At 38.2% G+C, this 15,898-nt stretch carries 14 protein-coding genes; 1 reads left to right on the top strand and 13 read right to left on the bottom strand.

Features of this window, described 5'->3' with window-relative positions; translation table 11 throughout:
- Positions 1-30: 30 nt before the first annotated feature.
- The 6 genes from F3J02_RS01340 to F3J02_RS01315 all read right to left on the bottom strand — a co-directional run bounded on the left by F3J02_RS01340 (position 31) and on the right by F3J02_RS01315 (position 7,721).
- Positions 31-1,197, bottom strand: coding sequence for a hypothetical protein (locus F3J02_RS01340; protein WP_167246966.1), 1,167 nt, complete (start codon positions 1,195-1,197; stop codon positions 31-33).
- Entirely contained in the window at positions 1,197-2,528 is a 1,332-nt protein-coding gene (locus F3J02_RS01335; protein WP_216076257.1) for a TolC family protein, read from the bottom strand. Before F3J02_RS01335 ends, F3J02_RS01340 begins: the two co-directional genes overlap by 1 nt.
- The gene (locus F3J02_RS01330) at positions 2,525-4,111 is read right to left on the bottom strand and encodes a GH3 family domain-containing protein (protein WP_167246964.1); all 1,587 of its coding nucleotides are present in this window, start codon (positions 4,109-4,111) and stop codon (positions 2,525-2,527) included. The genes F3J02_RS01335 and F3J02_RS01330 overlap by 4 nt, the downstream gene beginning before the upstream one ends.
- The gene (locus tag F3J02_RS01325; RefSeq protein WP_167246962.1) at positions 4,108-4,929 is read right to left on the bottom strand and encodes a hypothetical protein; all 822 of its coding nucleotides are present in this window, start codon (positions 4,927-4,929) and stop codon (positions 4,108-4,110) included. The genes F3J02_RS01330 and F3J02_RS01325 overlap by 4 nt, the downstream gene beginning before the upstream one ends.
- Before the next feature lie 157 nt (positions 4,930-5,086).
- Positions 5,087-6,634 carry a DHA2 family efflux MFS transporter permease subunit gene (locus F3J02_RS01320; protein WP_167246960.1) on the bottom strand — a complete coding sequence of 516 codons (1,548 nt, stop codon included), beginning with the start codon at positions 6,632-6,634 and terminating at the stop codon, positions 5,087-5,089.
- A gap of 25 nt (positions 6,635-6,659) precedes the next feature.
- On the bottom strand, positions 6,660-7,721 hold the full coding sequence (locus F3J02_RS01315; protein WP_167246958.1) for an HlyD family secretion protein: 1,062 nt from the start codon (positions 7,719-7,721) through the stop codon (positions 6,660-6,662).
- 744 nt (positions 7,722-8,465) lie between these two features.
- On the opposite strand from F3J02_RS01315, the gene F3J02_RS01310 reads away from it, so the two are divergent.
- Positions 8,466-9,338: a bile acid:sodium symporter family protein gene (locus tag F3J02_RS01310; protein ID WP_167246956.1), complete on the top strand. Its 873-nt coding sequence runs from the start codon at positions 8,466-8,468 to the stop codon at positions 9,336-9,338.
- A 53-nt stretch (positions 9,339-9,391) separates the two neighbouring features.
- On the opposite strand, the gene F3J02_RS01305 is transcribed toward F3J02_RS01310, so the two are convergent.
- From F3J02_RS01305 to F3J02_RS01275, 7 genes are all read right to left on the bottom strand, one after another.
- Positions 9,392-10,402, bottom strand: coding sequence for a 2-dehydropantoate 2-reductase (locus tag F3J02_RS01305; protein ID WP_167246954.1), 1,011 nt, complete (start codon positions 10,400-10,402; stop codon positions 9,392-9,394).
- Between the two features lie 119 nt (positions 10,403-10,521).
- Positions 10,522-11,217, bottom strand: a complete 696-nt coding sequence (locus F3J02_RS01300) for a winged helix-turn-helix domain-containing protein (RefSeq protein WP_167246952.1) — start codon at positions 11,215-11,217, stop codon at positions 10,522-10,524.
- Positions 11,218-11,458: 241 nt separating this feature from the next.
- Positions 11,459-12,334, bottom strand: a complete 876-nt coding sequence (gene hchA, locus F3J02_RS01295; RefSeq protein WP_167246950.1) for a glyoxalase III HchA — start codon at positions 12,332-12,334, stop codon at positions 11,459-11,461.
- A gap of 100 nt (positions 12,335-12,434) precedes the next feature.
- Entirely contained in the window at positions 12,435-13,448 is a 1,014-nt protein-coding gene (locus tag F3J02_RS01290) for an NAD(P)H-quinone oxidoreductase (protein WP_167246948.1), read from the bottom strand.
- Positions 13,449-13,452: 4 nt separating this feature from the next.
- The gene (locus tag F3J02_RS01285) at positions 13,453-14,331 is read right to left on the bottom strand and encodes an AraC family transcriptional regulator (RefSeq protein ID WP_167246946.1); all 879 of its coding nucleotides are present in this window, start codon (positions 14,329-14,331) and stop codon (positions 13,453-13,455) included.
- 230 nt (positions 14,332-14,561) lie between these two features.
- The gene (locus F3J02_RS01280) at positions 14,562-14,909 is read right to left on the bottom strand and encodes a hypothetical protein (protein ID WP_228284309.1); all 348 of its coding nucleotides are present in this window, start codon (positions 14,907-14,909) and stop codon (positions 14,562-14,564) included.
- A gap of 338 nt (positions 14,910-15,247) precedes the next feature.
- Positions 15,248-15,898, bottom strand: a complete 651-nt coding sequence (locus F3J02_RS01275) for a hypothetical protein (RefSeq protein WP_167246944.1) — start codon at positions 15,896-15,898, stop codon at positions 15,248-15,250.

Here is a 15,898-nt window from a genome sequence, read left to right as displayed (position 1 = left end):
ACGCACTTTGAGGAATTTTTCTAACTAAAATCAAATTCGCCCAACTTCCAAATACGGAATCAAGTTCTTATCAAAGTTTGGACGTGGATCACCCAGAAAACTAATAAAGCCATGCATGCCTGTTAATCTCTCACCCTTATAAAACTGATTGAGCTGAAAACGTGGATCTTGGTGCGATAAGGTAAAACTGACGATTCCTACACCTCGTTGCTTAGACAGTTTCTGCGCATCTTCAAGCATTAAATGATGCAGTGCTAACTGTTGCGGATGGCACAACAAGCTGTGTAGTACATGATATTTTAAGGAATCACCGAGTTTAGGTAATGGCATAGCTTTGGTGACTTTGGTCAGTAAGTTGTAAATCGGACGCAGTACACCTATCGCTGAACTGTAATGTAAGATTTTGGTTTGTTTGAGTCCATGTTGATCCCATAATCCAAACATCCCGACGAGTTTCCCGTCTTGAAAATAAAGCTGAAAGTCAGAAAGATTCAAGCCGGTAAAATAGTGATGCCCTGCGTGTAATTCTTCGAAATTATAAGCTGGGATAAAATTATAATGCTGCGACATTTCACCAATAAACCGATTCATTGTCGTAATATGTTCAGGACGTGCCACACAAGATTTAATCTCGCTGATCTCTGTATCCTTTTGGGTTTTACCATCTATAAAGGTTTTAATTTTTCTTTTGGTTCCAAGATGAGTCAAGGTTAAAGTCTCTATCAACCCTTCATCATAATAGTCAGGGATTCCTGTTTTCCCAGTTTGTATCGCCGCTCGTGCCGCATAATTATCATTAAAAATAATCATCTGGCTAAAATCAGGTTGGTGCATGGTTTGTTTTACATGTACGCCCAAAGCCTTGACCAATGATTTACCACGATAATTAGGATCAACACGCAAATCACTGGCATAGCGTACATTTTGTACCGCTTTATCGACATAGCATGGACGATGACCATTGCTATAACAGGCGACATTTTTCTGACTTTCAGTATCTTCAATCACGACATGCAGCTTGTGTCGATACAAAATATCTGAAGCCTTAAAATAACTTGGTTCACGTTGAAAACTGATTTGCACCCCTTTGGTGGTCATCGGCACCGCAATCAGTTGACGTAAAGCTTGATCATCAGCCAAGGTAGCTTCACGAGTGATCAATGGATTGCTAGGAGTATTTGGTGGATTTGTTTTCATTAATTATTCACCTGTTGCGTATTTTGTGTAGACACCAAATCATTGAGGTGCCCCATTTGATCTAAAAGCTGATAAACGAATACAATTTCATCCTGCTCATTGACCGTTTTCTGAGTTTGTACATCCAATAATTTCTGTTCGGTATTCAATAAATCAAAAGTGGTTTTGGTCCCCAGCTCAAACTCTTTACGGGTATAAACAAAGGCAATTGAAGCGGCATCAATGGCATTTTGTAGTGCGTCTTTGTTTTGACGAATGGTCTGCAACTGTGCATAGGTGGTACGTGCCCGTTGATTCAAATCCAGTTCAAGGCTACGAATCTTTTGGTTGGCTAAATCAATATCCGCTTGTGCTTTACGAATATTGGCACGATTCAAACCATCGTCATACAGTGGAACGTTGAGTTGCACACCCACCATGTAGTTATTACTTTCCGAACCAATATAACTGGCCTCATGCTGTGCACCAGCTCGACTGGTAAGCATAACGGTAGGCCAAAGTTCTCGCTTGGTTAAAGCGTATTGCTTTTCAGAAGCCTGTTTCTCATATTTAGCGCGCAGTAATGCAGGATGATTCTTGGTTTTGGCCAAGATCTCGTCCAGATTGTTGGAAACTTCTGGGAGACGCTTAACCGCAGTTAGATTATCCGCACTTAGACCTGTAATTTGTGAAAATTGAGCTTCACTCACTGTCAGATTGGATTGTGCCTGCGTAATATCAGCTTGCCCCTGAGCGACTTGAGCCAATACTTGCGCCAAGTCCGCACGGGTAATCATACCCACATCAAAACGTCGTTGTGACTCATACAACGAACGTTGTAAATTGGACATGGTTTTCTTTCTCAGCTCCAAAATCGCTTTCTTCTTCAAGACATCGGTATAAACCATGACTGTATTCAAAATCGTTTCAGATCGTCGATCCGATAGTCCTTGTGTGAGTGCAGACAGTTGATTTTTGGCAACATCAATTCCCAAGCGATGTCGCCCTGATGTATAGACAGGGTAATCCATTTGTAATTGCAAACTACGACCTTTTCGGTTTCCTTCAGTTGGAAACATGACATTGGTCGGTGTTTCTACGCGCTCATAATCAAGTTGTCCAACCAAGTTGACTTTGAGCCCATCACGCTGTTTGGCCTGTTCAAGCATTGCAGTTGATTGATTGACACTTAAACGGCTTAACTCCAATTGGCTTTCATATCTTAAACTGGCGGACAAAGCATCATCTAAAGTCATGGCATTCGCCATATGTGATAGCAACAGCATTCCCAGACATAACGCATATTGGGACTTTAAAAATCGATTTTTGAATTGAGTCATCCCTTTTTTCATAGTTGTTCCAAACTATTCAGGGTGATTTTCTTTAACGGCTCAGGCTTAATATTACCTTCGATAATGCCGTCAAACATCACCAACTTTTTATAAGCATTCCAACCATTGTTGGCTTGACGAATCTGAGGCTGATCCAATTGCCCAAGGTTACGTGCCAGCTCATAATGAAAGTTTTGACGCAAGATCTGATCAATATAATCATCATTAATACTGTGATGAATCTCACCCTCAAACAGAACGCAGTAAAATGGTTTGACCTGTTGTTCTGTATCAATCGCTAACAACGAGATTGCTTTAGAGTCAGTTTCATTCAGTTGTGAAAGCAGCTGTTGTGCTGTTTCTGGGGCAAGCTTCTCTCCCACTAAATCCACCCCAAAACGGCGGCCTTGAAACTCAAAGCACGGTATTTGTTCGAGAAAACTCGTCACACGTAAGCAATCATCAAGGCAATAACGTAATAAACCATTGCCTGATGTGATAATTGGACTGACCACATCCCCAATCTTTAGCTCCCAAGATGGAATGATTTGTCCTGTTTTTTCACCTTCTAAATATTCAAACTCATAGAAATGACTTTGATATGCCAATGGATAATGATCATTATAAGGAATAGTGACTACGCCTTCGGTTGCCCATAAGCCTTTGCCTTCAAACTGTACCGATGGAAGACGTTGCTTTAATTTTTCCGCCCAAGCTTTAGATCCTGCGGTATCCCAACTCGACACCAAGCTCAGTAATGGCCATAAAGTTTTAAAATCAATGCGTTCACCATTCGAACTATCAATCAGACACTTGGCACTTTCTGGACTCAGGGGTGCTTTAACTTCTTTTAATGAAGCTTGACGCGCTCCCCATCGACCTGTTTCTAAAACTTCAATCACCTCTTGCTGCGTGGCTTCCAAACGATCTAGAAGTTGCAAGGCAAAAGTCGGACTCCATACCGAAATCATTGCCAGATTACGGTTAGCAACCAGATAGCAAATCGTCGCAAATAAAGCATCATCAGCATTGGCAGCAAAGGCAACATTGCTCGGCACGGCTTGAGTAAATTTAGATAAAATACGTTTACCAATACCCAGTAATGCACTGTCATCATTGAGATTTTTATCTTTAAGCACTTCACGTTGACTTTCAGGCAACCACGAAACAGACCAATAATGAGTACCTAAACGTAGCTGCGGGCATTTGCGATAGAGGCTCGCCATCCATGGTGCAATTGCGTGATCAAGTTCATCTAAAAACAGTTTTGTATAAGGAATAAACTTGATTTGTTCACTCGATCCACTGGTTGGCTGAAAACGAACCAGCTTACTACTTGAGAGTTGCAATTTTTGATCGCGATAACGCTGAATATCTTCACGCCATGCAGCATAACGCGAAGCAGGAAACGCATTCACAAATTGCTCATAATCATGAACCCTTTGTTCTTTTGCAAAATGAGAACTTTGTAAAATTGAACTCAAGATTTGACGTTGTGTTTCTTCTAGACAATTAAACTGCTTTTTAAAGTCTCTGTCAGAGACATCACACCATTGTTTTAAAATCAGATGCGAGCCTGAGGTTAACCACTCTGTATGCTTCATTGTAAAACTCCTCTGCGGATTGCAGGGCTTTTTAATAACGCATCACATCGACCTTTGCTGGCAGGCTTGGTCATCAATTTAACTGGGAAACGCGCAAGATCTTTCCAACCTAAACGACCAATACATGGTAATTCGGTACCAACCGTCCAAGTCGGATTCTTCTGTTCAAAGAAATGAATATTGGGATTTTTTTCTCGCATTTCTTCGGTAATCGGTGCAACTTCCCCTTTGAGTGGTTGATAGTCATCACCAAAATTAAGCAGTCCAGCCTCTTTATCATAGTATTCAGCAAAGAAGTTTTCACAGTAATGTTCAATCACACTGGAAAGATGCTGGTTCTCATCATTGATATTTGGGTAATACACATAATAGTTATTGGCGAGCAGTAGATAGGTTTTGTATCCCTTAGAAATCAATAACCAATACAGCTCATTAAATGGATATTTGACCCGTAATTTGATCATCAGCTTGAGCATGGTACTTTGCAGCGTACGAGTACCCCAGAATTGTCTTAATATAACCGTGTCACCACTAAACAGCACCGTATAATCTTTGCCATTCAGATAAAAATGCTGAACCACAACAGTAGAAAAGCCAACGATTTCATCCGTTTCCGAGTTAAAGATTAAGATCGCACCACTTTTCTTTTTGAAATCATCCGCAAAGATCGAAAACTTGGTATTTTCATAATATTGCTCGTAAATCGAATACATGACTTTTAGCCGTTCAATATCGATTTGCTCCCTCTCGATATATTGACCATAAGTAGATTCCTTATTATTAAATCTTGAAATCAGTTTATATGTTGTATTAATCATCTGCTTCAACCTCTAAATTTGGATATGCAAGTCCCTCTATCTCCTAAAGAAATATAAAAACTCATATCGCTGTTCTTTTTATGGCGGGGTATATTGTTGTATACAATGCCCCTATTATTTTTTCGTTATTTGAAAACAACCCTCTAGTATTGAATATCTATATGTCCATTTTCTTCCCCCTATCCATAAAGATGGTTAAGAAAGCCGCCACAAACATAATGATAGCGAGCATACGTAATAAATCATTAAAACTAGATGTCAGCGCTTGGTAGTGAATATCACGATAGATCACACTCAGCGCGATTTGCTGGGCATTGGTACCCACCTCTTGATATTGCGCAGTCAACTGGTCTAATCTTTCAATGAAAATCCAGTTTTGCGGGTTCATATACTGATTCAATTGCGTCACATGTACTGCTGTCAGCCAATCCAGTGATGAGTTAATCAATGCCAGCCCCACAGCGCCACCAATATTACGCATCAGGTTATAGATACCACTTGCATCTGCAACTTTAGTCAGTGGCAAGGTACTCATGGCTAAATGTGAGACCACGATCAAACAAATCATTAAGCCAATGCCACGATAAATCTGCGGCCAGAACATAAAGTCATAATCGCTGTGAATACTCAAATGTGAATTGAGCCAAACACCAAAACCCGCCAAGATCATGCCTACAAACACAGTTTTTCGAGTATCAAAGTTCGGAATTAGCCACGCAAGGAATGGGGCAAAACAGAACATCACGATGCCTGTCACCATCATGATATGACCAATTTGGCTACTGTTCATTTCGCGAACCTGACCAAGAAAGACTGGAATCATATAGCCTAATCCATACAAGGCCATACCAATCACAAAGGTAATAATGCAACTCAAAGCAAAATTTTTATTTTTAAATACGCTTAGGTCGAGTAATGGTTTTGGCTGGGTAAAACTGCGTGAGAAGAAAATCATTCCACCTATCAAGCAGATGATAAATGCAACACGTACACCAGTATCAGCAAGCCAATCATGCCGTGCGCCCTCATCTAGGAAATATTCCAATCCTCCTAAGAACATCGCCATACCAATCAAGCTGAACCAGTCCATGGTTCTGATCAGCGCGTAATTAGCACGATCTATATTTGGGCCAGAGTAAATAATCGTCGCAATCAAAATACCGGGAATGATGTTAATCAGGAACATCCAGTGCCATGAAAAGTTATTGGTCAACCATCCACCAATGGTTGGGCCAATCGCTGGGCCTAATGTACTGATCATGCCAAACATCACCAGTGGCAAAGCACGCTTTGCCTCAGGAAACAGCAGATATAATGCTGTCATTGAAGTTGGAATCATACCGCCGCCCATAAAACCTTGAAACGCGCGGAATACCAGTAAACTTTCCAGATTCCATGCCAAAGCGCATAGCAAAGAGCTGATCGTAAATCCAATGGCACAGATGGTGTAATAAATTCGAGTCGAAAGTACACGAGATATAATACTCGACATCGGAATTGCAATAATTTCAGCAATCAAATAAACCGTTTGAACCCATGTCACTTCATAACGACTAGCACTCATACCAGCTTGTACTTCATTCAAAGAACTCGCAACGATTTGAATATCCAGAATTGCCATGAAGTTACCAAAGATCATGGCAGCAAAAATCAGCCATGCTGTTTTTTGCGCAAACTTCCACTCATCTTGGTTAGGATTATTCATTTTCTTATACCTAAAACTTTTCTGATTAAGTTCTTAAATCAACAGTCGCACTGACGGACATTCCAGGTTTTATAAGATCAATATGTGGACTCGAATCAATTGCAATCCGTACAGGGATACGCTGTACAACTTTGTTAAAATTTCCTGTGGCATTGTCTGGTGGCATCAGAGAAAAGGTTGCGCCAGATGCGGGTGAAAAGCTTTCGATTTTGCCTGTGTAGGTCAGACTTGGATAAGCATCAATTTTTAATTTCACTTCCTGCCCAATATGCATTTTTTCAATTTGGGTTTCTTTAAAGTTTGCTTGTACATACAAACTTTTCTCAGGAATAATCGCCATTAAGCGTGTCTGCGGTGAAACGCGAGAGCCTTTCTGGATCGCAAGACTTCCCACTTTCCCCGTTACAGGACTAATGACTTTTGAAGATGAAAGATCAATTTGATAAAGATCCAAAGTCGCATTGGCGCTTTGAATATCTGCCAGTAACTGCGCGCGACCAGCCTGTAAACTACCAAGTTGAGCTTCAGCCGCATTGACCGTAGCCTGAGCTTTACTAAGCTGTGCCTGAGCCGTTAAATATTGGGATTGTATACCTTCAAAATTTTGTCGGGTAATCACTCCGTCTTTGAGTAAATCTTGATAACGATTGAAATCTTTTTTCAAGCGAGTTAAATCTGCTTGGGCAGCAACTACACCACTATTGGCTTCACTAATCGATGATTTTGCAGACTTTTCATTCTGTTGCTGCACATTAAGTGCAGCTTGCTTTAAGGTGACAACTGATTTAGCTTGATCATAGCGGGCCTGATAATCACGATGATCTAAGATTGCTAAAGCTTCCCCTTTTTCCACAAACTGATTGTCATTGATAATCAGCTCAACAACTTCGCCTGAAATTTTTGGCATGACCCAAGTGACATCGGCTTGTACATAAGCATTATCAGTGGACTGATAAAATCGATATACCAAAAAATAATATGCAATACCTAAGATCAGAAATAAGATGAGCACACCAAAAACAGCCCAAGTTATTTTTTTTCGACTTTGGAAATTAGTATCAGTTTCGAGCTGAGCTACGTTATCCATATTTATTCCGCTATTTGTAATATACAGTTTTTATTTTGAGCCATTAGTAAAATGGTCATCTTTTCACGTAACTTTTCACTTATTTCAATATAAATAAATAGTTACAATGTAATAATTGGCGCAAATTATCATTCCGAATGTAAGAATATGTCATTGACCATTTGTGCATACTATTTTTCTATTTATGCCAATTTCTCGAATGGTATAAAGCTTTTATTAAAAATTTGTGAAATTCTAGCACAAGCATAAATGATTCGTGTTTTCATTTGTAAAAAATTAAACCTATGTTATTGTTTAATTAAGATAAATTATTAATTTAAACTTCATTATAATTTTTACCATCCAGTTTAATATCCTGTCTGTTTTAATCTTCTTATGAATATAGAAATGGCAAAAACACAAAAAAATAAAGCGTTATAGAAATGTAACTTTTATTAAAAAATGATTTTTCTCCTATTAATTCTCAGATTTTTATTCAATCAAATTGTGAGCTAGCGCACAAACTATTTTTGCAGTCGTGAATAAAGGATTTAAGCTAAAGAAATCATTAGAATTAATAACCTAAATGTGCTAATTCATTCTTTAGACAGTAAAAATAGTAAATTTTATACAAACAGCATTGTTTGTTTGTCTTCTCAGATGCCAACTATAATCAATCTAGATTGGGTTAAGTTGTGATTTGATCGGACAAAAAACAATAATTTTTTTGGAAAAATAATATCGATCTAAAAGGAACTAATGGTTATGGATTCTGGACTAATCACACTTTTTCTACCTATCGCCCTAGCAATTGTGATGGCTGGGCTAGGTTTAGAGCTGACATTAAAAGATTTTGCTCGGGTGAGTAAACACCCCAAAGCGGTCATCATTGCTTTGTTCTGTCAACTTATTTTATTGGTTGGCATTGCATTTTTAATTTGTAAAATATTTGCTTTACCCCCACTTCTCGCGGTAGGTCTCATGCTACTTGCTGCTTCGCCTGGTGGTTCGACGGCGAATCTATTTAGCTATTTATACAAAGGTGACATTGCACTCAACATTACCTTAACCGCAATTAATGCCATTATTGCAGCCATTTTTTTACCTTTTATTGTTAATTTTTCAATTCTTCATTTTATGAATGAAGGACAGCAGGTTGGGCTACAATTTGCAAAAGTGCTGCAAGTCTTTGCCATTATTCTAGTCCCTGTGTGTATCGGAATGCTGATTCGTCATTACGCGCCTCATATTGCAGAAAAACTGAATCGTCCTGTACGTATTTTTGCTGTAGTTTTTCTTTTAATTATTATTCTTGGCGCAATTATCAAAGAGCGACACAATCTAATTGAATACATTGGGCAAATTGGGTTTGCAACTGCACTATTCTGTGCAATTAGTCTATGTGTTGGTTATTTTGTACCACGACTATTTGGTATTAGCTCTTATCAAGCACGCGCATGTGCATTTGAGATCGGCATTCATAATAGTACACTTGCGATGACCATTGCGTTGACAATTATGGCCAGCACCACCATTGCGATGCCTGCTGCCGTTTATTCGATTTTTATGTATATCTTCGCGACCATTTTTGGGACTTTGATTACTCGATTTGGTCCTCAGGAAACAATGAAGGTTTAACTGTAATAAATCATAGCCATAACGCATAGATTGATACGTTATGGCTTTCCATATTAAGCTTTTGCTGCTTTTTCCAAGTAGTTTTTAAGTGCATCAGCTGGCCAAACTTGTGGCGTTATCTCGGCCTGTTTAACCAATTGAATCAAGCTTTCATTGATGGGGGCTCTTAAGTTCAATTGCTTCGCTAAATGAACAATCTCACCATTAATCCAGTCGATTTCAGTGGCTCGTCCTTCCCTAAGATCATCGGCCATTGAAGATCGTGCCATAGGATCAATCGCCAACATTTTCTTGCTGACCAGTTTAAAAATATAATTTGGCAATTTTAATACCGATGGAATGAGCTGTGCGGGTATAGCTGTTAGTTGAGCAGGTTGAATTCTTGCAATTTTAAGGAGCCTGAGTGCTTCCGTTTGAGCCATTGCCAAACATTGACGATATGCTCTGATCGAAAGTTGCTGTTTGAGTGGAAGCTGAGATAAAGCATTCACTGAATTATTCAGATTCAATAATAACTTTGCCCATTGAATCGCTTGCATATCTTGTTCAATTTTTAGCTCAAGATGGGCTGTATGAAATGCGGTCACAAGCTCAGCTAAGGCGTCATGTTTTTTTACATACAACGCCCCTTCGGTACCTTGATGAAAAACCCCACTTCCCAAAGTAGCTACATTGAAAGGCACCATACCTTCAAGAATGGTATGACCAGACAACACTTGTTTTAGAATACCGACATTACTTAAACCATTCTGAAAACTAATAATGACGGTGTTTTTCTTTAAAATACTTTTTAACTCATGTGCAACTTGTTCGGTTGCAGCAGACTTTACACAGACAAAAATGATATCGGCCTGAGCAGCAATGTTTGGATCTGTGCTAAGTTGCAGCTTAGTCGCTGGCACACTATTTTTTTCACCCAGATAGTTCGAAACTGTCAGCCCATAGTATTGCAATTGTTGTTGTATTTTAGGACGTACGATAAAGTCAACATCACACCCTACTTCAACTAATCTTCCACCAAGATAACATCCAATATTTCCAGCGCCATAAATACATATTTTCATTCATTTTCCTTGCTGGATCATGTCCCTTAACTGCATCACTTTAACCCAAAATTTTAAGTTAAGTTGTCACTTGGCTGACAAATTTATTTCTAAGCACGGAGTTTAATATTGAGTAACTCTCATTTAGTGACATCTTCTTTTTGTTTACTTTTTACTGCCCCTCGCCACTCTGCCAATACATAACCCATTCCATAAATGTTATGAATCAGCTTTGGAAGAAAATTACGGTCAATCTTATTTCTTAAACGACTAATCGCTACTTCAATCATTTTAGTGTCTGCGTCATGGGTTATATCCCATATCTGTGAAGCGATTAAGGCTCTAGGTAAAACCTCTCCACGTCTGCTCATAAATAGCTCAATCAATGCATATTCTTGAGCTGTAAGATTAATCCGTTGTCCAGCACGACTGACACAACGTTTCCATAAATCTAGTTCGAGATCTGCCACTCGAATTCGGTTACTTTCATCACTCTTGGACTCTCTAGACAATAAGTTTTTGATACGAACATGAAGTTCCGCAAAGGTAAAAGATGAACCCAACCCTTTGATGCGCTCTTCAATCTGATCACGCGCAATCAAAAACAAAATCGGCATTTTCTTTCCATTCTTACCTACATCATGCAGGATATTCCAGCCATTTAAACCTGCGAACATAACATCTAATACAACCAGATCATATTCACAAAACAGCAATGCCAAATGTTTCCCTGTTATTTCATCTGTAACCCAATCGATCATATAACCAGCTTCTGACAATGTTTGGTTAAGATAGCTCCCTATTTTTTGCTCATCTTCGACTAATAATATTCTCATATCAAACCTGTTAAAGCGTTGTCTAAGATGATAATAACGTCGTAAAACTTTAAATAGTTTCAAATGACATAAATGTAATTTTAGTGTCAGTTAAATGTTCATTTTCATCATAGATGTACATTGAAAATATAGTTCATTCAGAACAACTCCGATGATCAGAAATATCTTTAACGATATTTATCCAACACTCAAAAAAAAGCCCAACACTAAAGTTAGGCTCGACTTCAATTATATTAAATCGTTAGCGAAGATCAGGATCAGCCAATAAAGTTGTCGCAGCGAGTTTGCCAAGATTATTCGAGGCCAATGGGCTGTCACCTGTTAATAGTTTACGATCTTGATAAACCTGCCCTGTGATACCTTTATTCAGGATTTCGACACCAAGTTTTTCAAGATTTTCTCCCACCAACCAAGGCAATTGTCCTGGCATATAGCCAATCTCAATATTAGGACCTTTGTCTAAGGAATCTGGAAAGACACAAATCTTATAATCCTTAAAAATGTAATCCTGCGGGTTTTCATCGACTGCTGCCGCAAGTAATGAAGCTGGCCCATGACATAACGTGATCACATATTTATCATTTTTAATTGCCCACTTTAATAGCTGTTTGACTTCTTTACTTTCTGGAATCTTAGCCAGTACCCCATGACCACCAGGAATAAAGATACCTGCATAAGGCGAGTCTGTACTTAGTGCTTGTTCCAAAATATCCGTTAGTTTTAATGGTGCTTTGAGCTGTTTTTCGTATTTTTTGTAGGTATCTAAGACGACTTGTTCCTCATGTGGCATTGCCCACATCTCCAGCTTAACTGGGTTGCCTGAAAGCGTTGCCACATCAAAGGCAAAGCCCGCATTATCTAGATGGAACATTGGCAATAGCATTTCAACAGGATGATTTCCAGTAGAAAAGAATTTTTCGTTTTGCATCAAGATATAACGTTCATCCGTTGCAATCATTAAAATCTTTTTATCACCTTGATAAGGGTTTGGATAAGTCGTCCCATCATAGTCAGTTTTCGCAGACGTGTATTGGCTCAGCGAATATGGTGATGGAAAAAAAGCATTGTCTTCTGCATGGTCTGGACTTGGGTTGCGATCATCAGGATTTGTTGTCATTTTTGAGATTCCTCATCAGGTCGTTATGTTTATATACATACTGCTTGAGTAACCCGTCCCACTCAAGTTTTGAGTATGAACAGGCATGGATTGAATACAATTAGGCAAATTCAGATTTAATTTCGAGTACCACTTTGCCCGTATGTTGGCTGCTTTCCAAACATTGATGTGCCTGAGCTACTTCATCAAATGCAAAGGTTTTATAGATCATCGGCTTGCATTGATCTGCCTCGATTAAAGGCCAGACAAACTGCTCAAGTTCTTGGGTAATTTGAGCTTTTTCAGCATTGGTTCTAGCACGCATGGTTGAACCTGTGACAACAGCCCGTTTTAACATCAATTCTTGTATATCAAAGCCATCGACTTTTCGACCACCCATAAAACCGATAATGACCAATCGACCATCACGCTTTAATAATCTCAGGTTTTGATTGAAATAAGCAGCACCAATAATGTCCAAGATCACATCCACACCTTGGTCATCGGTTTGAGCCAAAACCTCTTTTTCAAAATCCTGTGTTTTATAGTTGATCACCTGTGACACAGAAGATAATTTCTCAACTTTGTCATCACTCCCAACAGTGGAGAAGTTTTTGATGCCCATCGCATGACATAAGCTGATTGCTGTTGAACCAATACCACTGGCTCCACCATGAATCAGTACAGTTTCATTCTTTTTCAACCGCCCAATCTGAAACAGATTCGCCCAAACGGTAAAATAGGTTTCAGGAATAGCAGCCGCTTCGACAAAACTCAGATTCTTTGGGATTTTTAAGGTTTGGTTGGCTGGTACCGCACAATATTCTGCGTATCCACCACCATTGGTCAGTGCACAGACTTTATCTCCAACTTTAAACTGGGTGACGTGTTCGCCGACTTGAGCAATCACACCTGAAACTTCTAGCCCAGGAATTAGGGTTACGCCTTTAGGCATCGGATACAGCCCTTGGCGCTGTAAAATATCAGGTCGGTTAATTCCTGTTGCGTAGACTTCGATGAGCACTTCATCTGCTTTAATCTCTGGTCGAGGTCCTTGAGTGACTTGTAAAACTTCAGGACCACCTGCTTGCGTAATTTCGATATATTTCATTAGTTCTACGCTATTTTGTTTCATCTGATCATGACTCCGTTTCAGTATTCGATTCAGCATGCTTGGGTGGAAAACCAAACTGCTTTTTAAATTCTCGGCTAAATTGAGAAGAACTCTGATATCCAACAGCATAAGCCGCTTGCGCCACACTTTGGTCTGCGTTTTGCAACAGTTGTTTTGCCTTATGCAACCGAACCACTTTTAAATATTGCAATGGTGAATGTTGTGTGACTTGTTTAAAGGCCTTATGAAATGCAGAAGTACTCATATTGGCTTGTTCTGCAAGCATTTCTACAGTGAGCTTTTCGGTAAAATGATGTTGGATGTATTCACAAATTTTATAAATCGGTCTGAGATTGCCCTGAGCGAGCAAGCCTTTTAAAGCATCTGCACCCGAATGTTGAATCACACGATAAAGCAACTCCCGTTTAATTTGATCTCCCAAGATCAATACATCCTGTTCAGACGTCAAGGTATTTAATAAACGGATAAGGACATTCGATATCGTTTGGTCATATTGGATCACACTCATTCCTGTAGTAAGTGGCTTAAACTGGTAATTTTCAAAATAGGTTTTAGCCAGTAGCTCATTTACAGTCTCTGCCTCTAACTTCATGCTGATCGCAATCATCGGTGCTTCTGGACTGGCTATGGTGTCACAATCAAATGGCATTGAAACAGCGACGATTAGGCATTCGTTTTGCTTGAATGAATAAGTTTCCGTACCAATATAGCCACGTTTTTGACCTTGCAATACAAATACGAGGGTTGGTTCCTGCAACACCGCAATCGGTGGTGTGTTGTGATCGACACGCATTAGGGTAATGCCATCAATCGAGGTAGCAAAAAAACCTTCTTTATGTACCAGTTTTAGAAATAAATTGATCAGTGTTTGGTCATTCATCATGTGTCATCTGATGATTCGAAATGTGATTTTTATTATTAAATAGCAAACAGATAAAAACTGTTAGTTTTATGCAGAATTAGGCATGGAAAAGAGAGTTTTATGACGTTCCGCTTTAGTAAGGTGTTGAATGTATATTCTTAGCGCCCATAGATTTATTCTTTTAATTATAAAAACTTAACCAATTACTTACGAATGAGTAATTGGTTAAGTTTTTTTCGAAATATTAAAAATCAACCTGTTTGACATTTCATCACACAGCGATGGAATGAGCCTTTTTTAAAAAATTGACTTATAACAAAACCTATAATACAAAATATATAAACCCAAAAAATTAAATATCTAGCACCGACCACTGCTTCAGAACTCTCTTCATGAATTGGTGGAAATAATGGTAACGGTTGATTATATAAAATCCAATAAATCAAACTATAACCTAGTATAGATAAAATAAAAAAACCAACTTTCAAGATTCCACTAAAAAATAATATCAACAACACTAATAACATTAGTGATACATATGATATTAATAAATACTTCTTAAAAACTGTTTTTTTAATAAAAAATTCTTTTATATTCATTTACAACCTACTGCCTCCCATTTACTTTTAGCACACTCAAAAGAAGCATCTATTGCTGCACCTGTATCCCAATTATTTTTTAAATTCTCTATAAAATGCCCTTTTTGTCTTGCCGAATGATAAGCTAGTGGACCCGCATACGAACCAAGCCCATATCACTTGATGTTTACTGCTAGCGATTAAATAACATGGCATGTTTTGGGCATCTTTTATCACTTGGGCAAAAAACTAATTACTCACGAATGAATAATTCGTTGGATTTCAATAAAAACAAAAATATCTGTTTTTGAACTTCAGCTAATCCCAATTAAATTAGACAAATTTGGACTTATAAGAAACTAGGATTTAAAATTAGAAAAATCAATTTCAAACCATCTATCATTAAATGAGTCTGTTATATATAGTAAGTTATCAACAACACCAATATCTTTAAAGCGATGTTTAAATGAATATTCATTTGGTGGTGTTATTAAAACCTCCTTTTCAAAAATCACATCCAAGTTAGAGTTTAAAATAAATAAATCTAAACTAAATTCATATACGGTAAGCGTACATTGTAACATTACAAAAAGATCACCTATTTTTTTCTTTTTATGATTCCATTTACATATGTAATCATTTTTTTTGAACTCTCGAACCCCTTCTATGAGTAAATCAGATAACTCCTTATAAGACTCTTTTATTTTCTCAATACCTAAATAAATATTTTCAATCAGATAATCATTTATCATAACTTTATCAATTTCATCAGGATAGTCTTTTTCATCCATCGAAATTGGAACTATAAGCAGACGGTTCTGAATATAAACAGACTCCTCAACAATATCTGAACCCTCAAAAAAAATACCATCAAACTCATCATAAGATATTTTATTTTTCTTGAGATAAAGACCAAGAAAAAAACCGAGACTTCTTTCCTCATCTCTAACTCTTTTATTTTTTAGGTCACTCCATACACCAACTTTAGGATGTATAAAAACATATTTCAT

Origin of the sequence: Acinetobacter sp. Tr-809 (assembly GCF_011753255.1) — a bacterium.
Classification (GTDB): domain Bacteria; phylum Pseudomonadota; class Gammaproteobacteria; order Pseudomonadales; family Moraxellaceae; genus Acinetobacter.
Note: the sequence above shows the minus strand (reverse complement) of the source record. Positions and strands in the feature narration are given on the sequence as shown.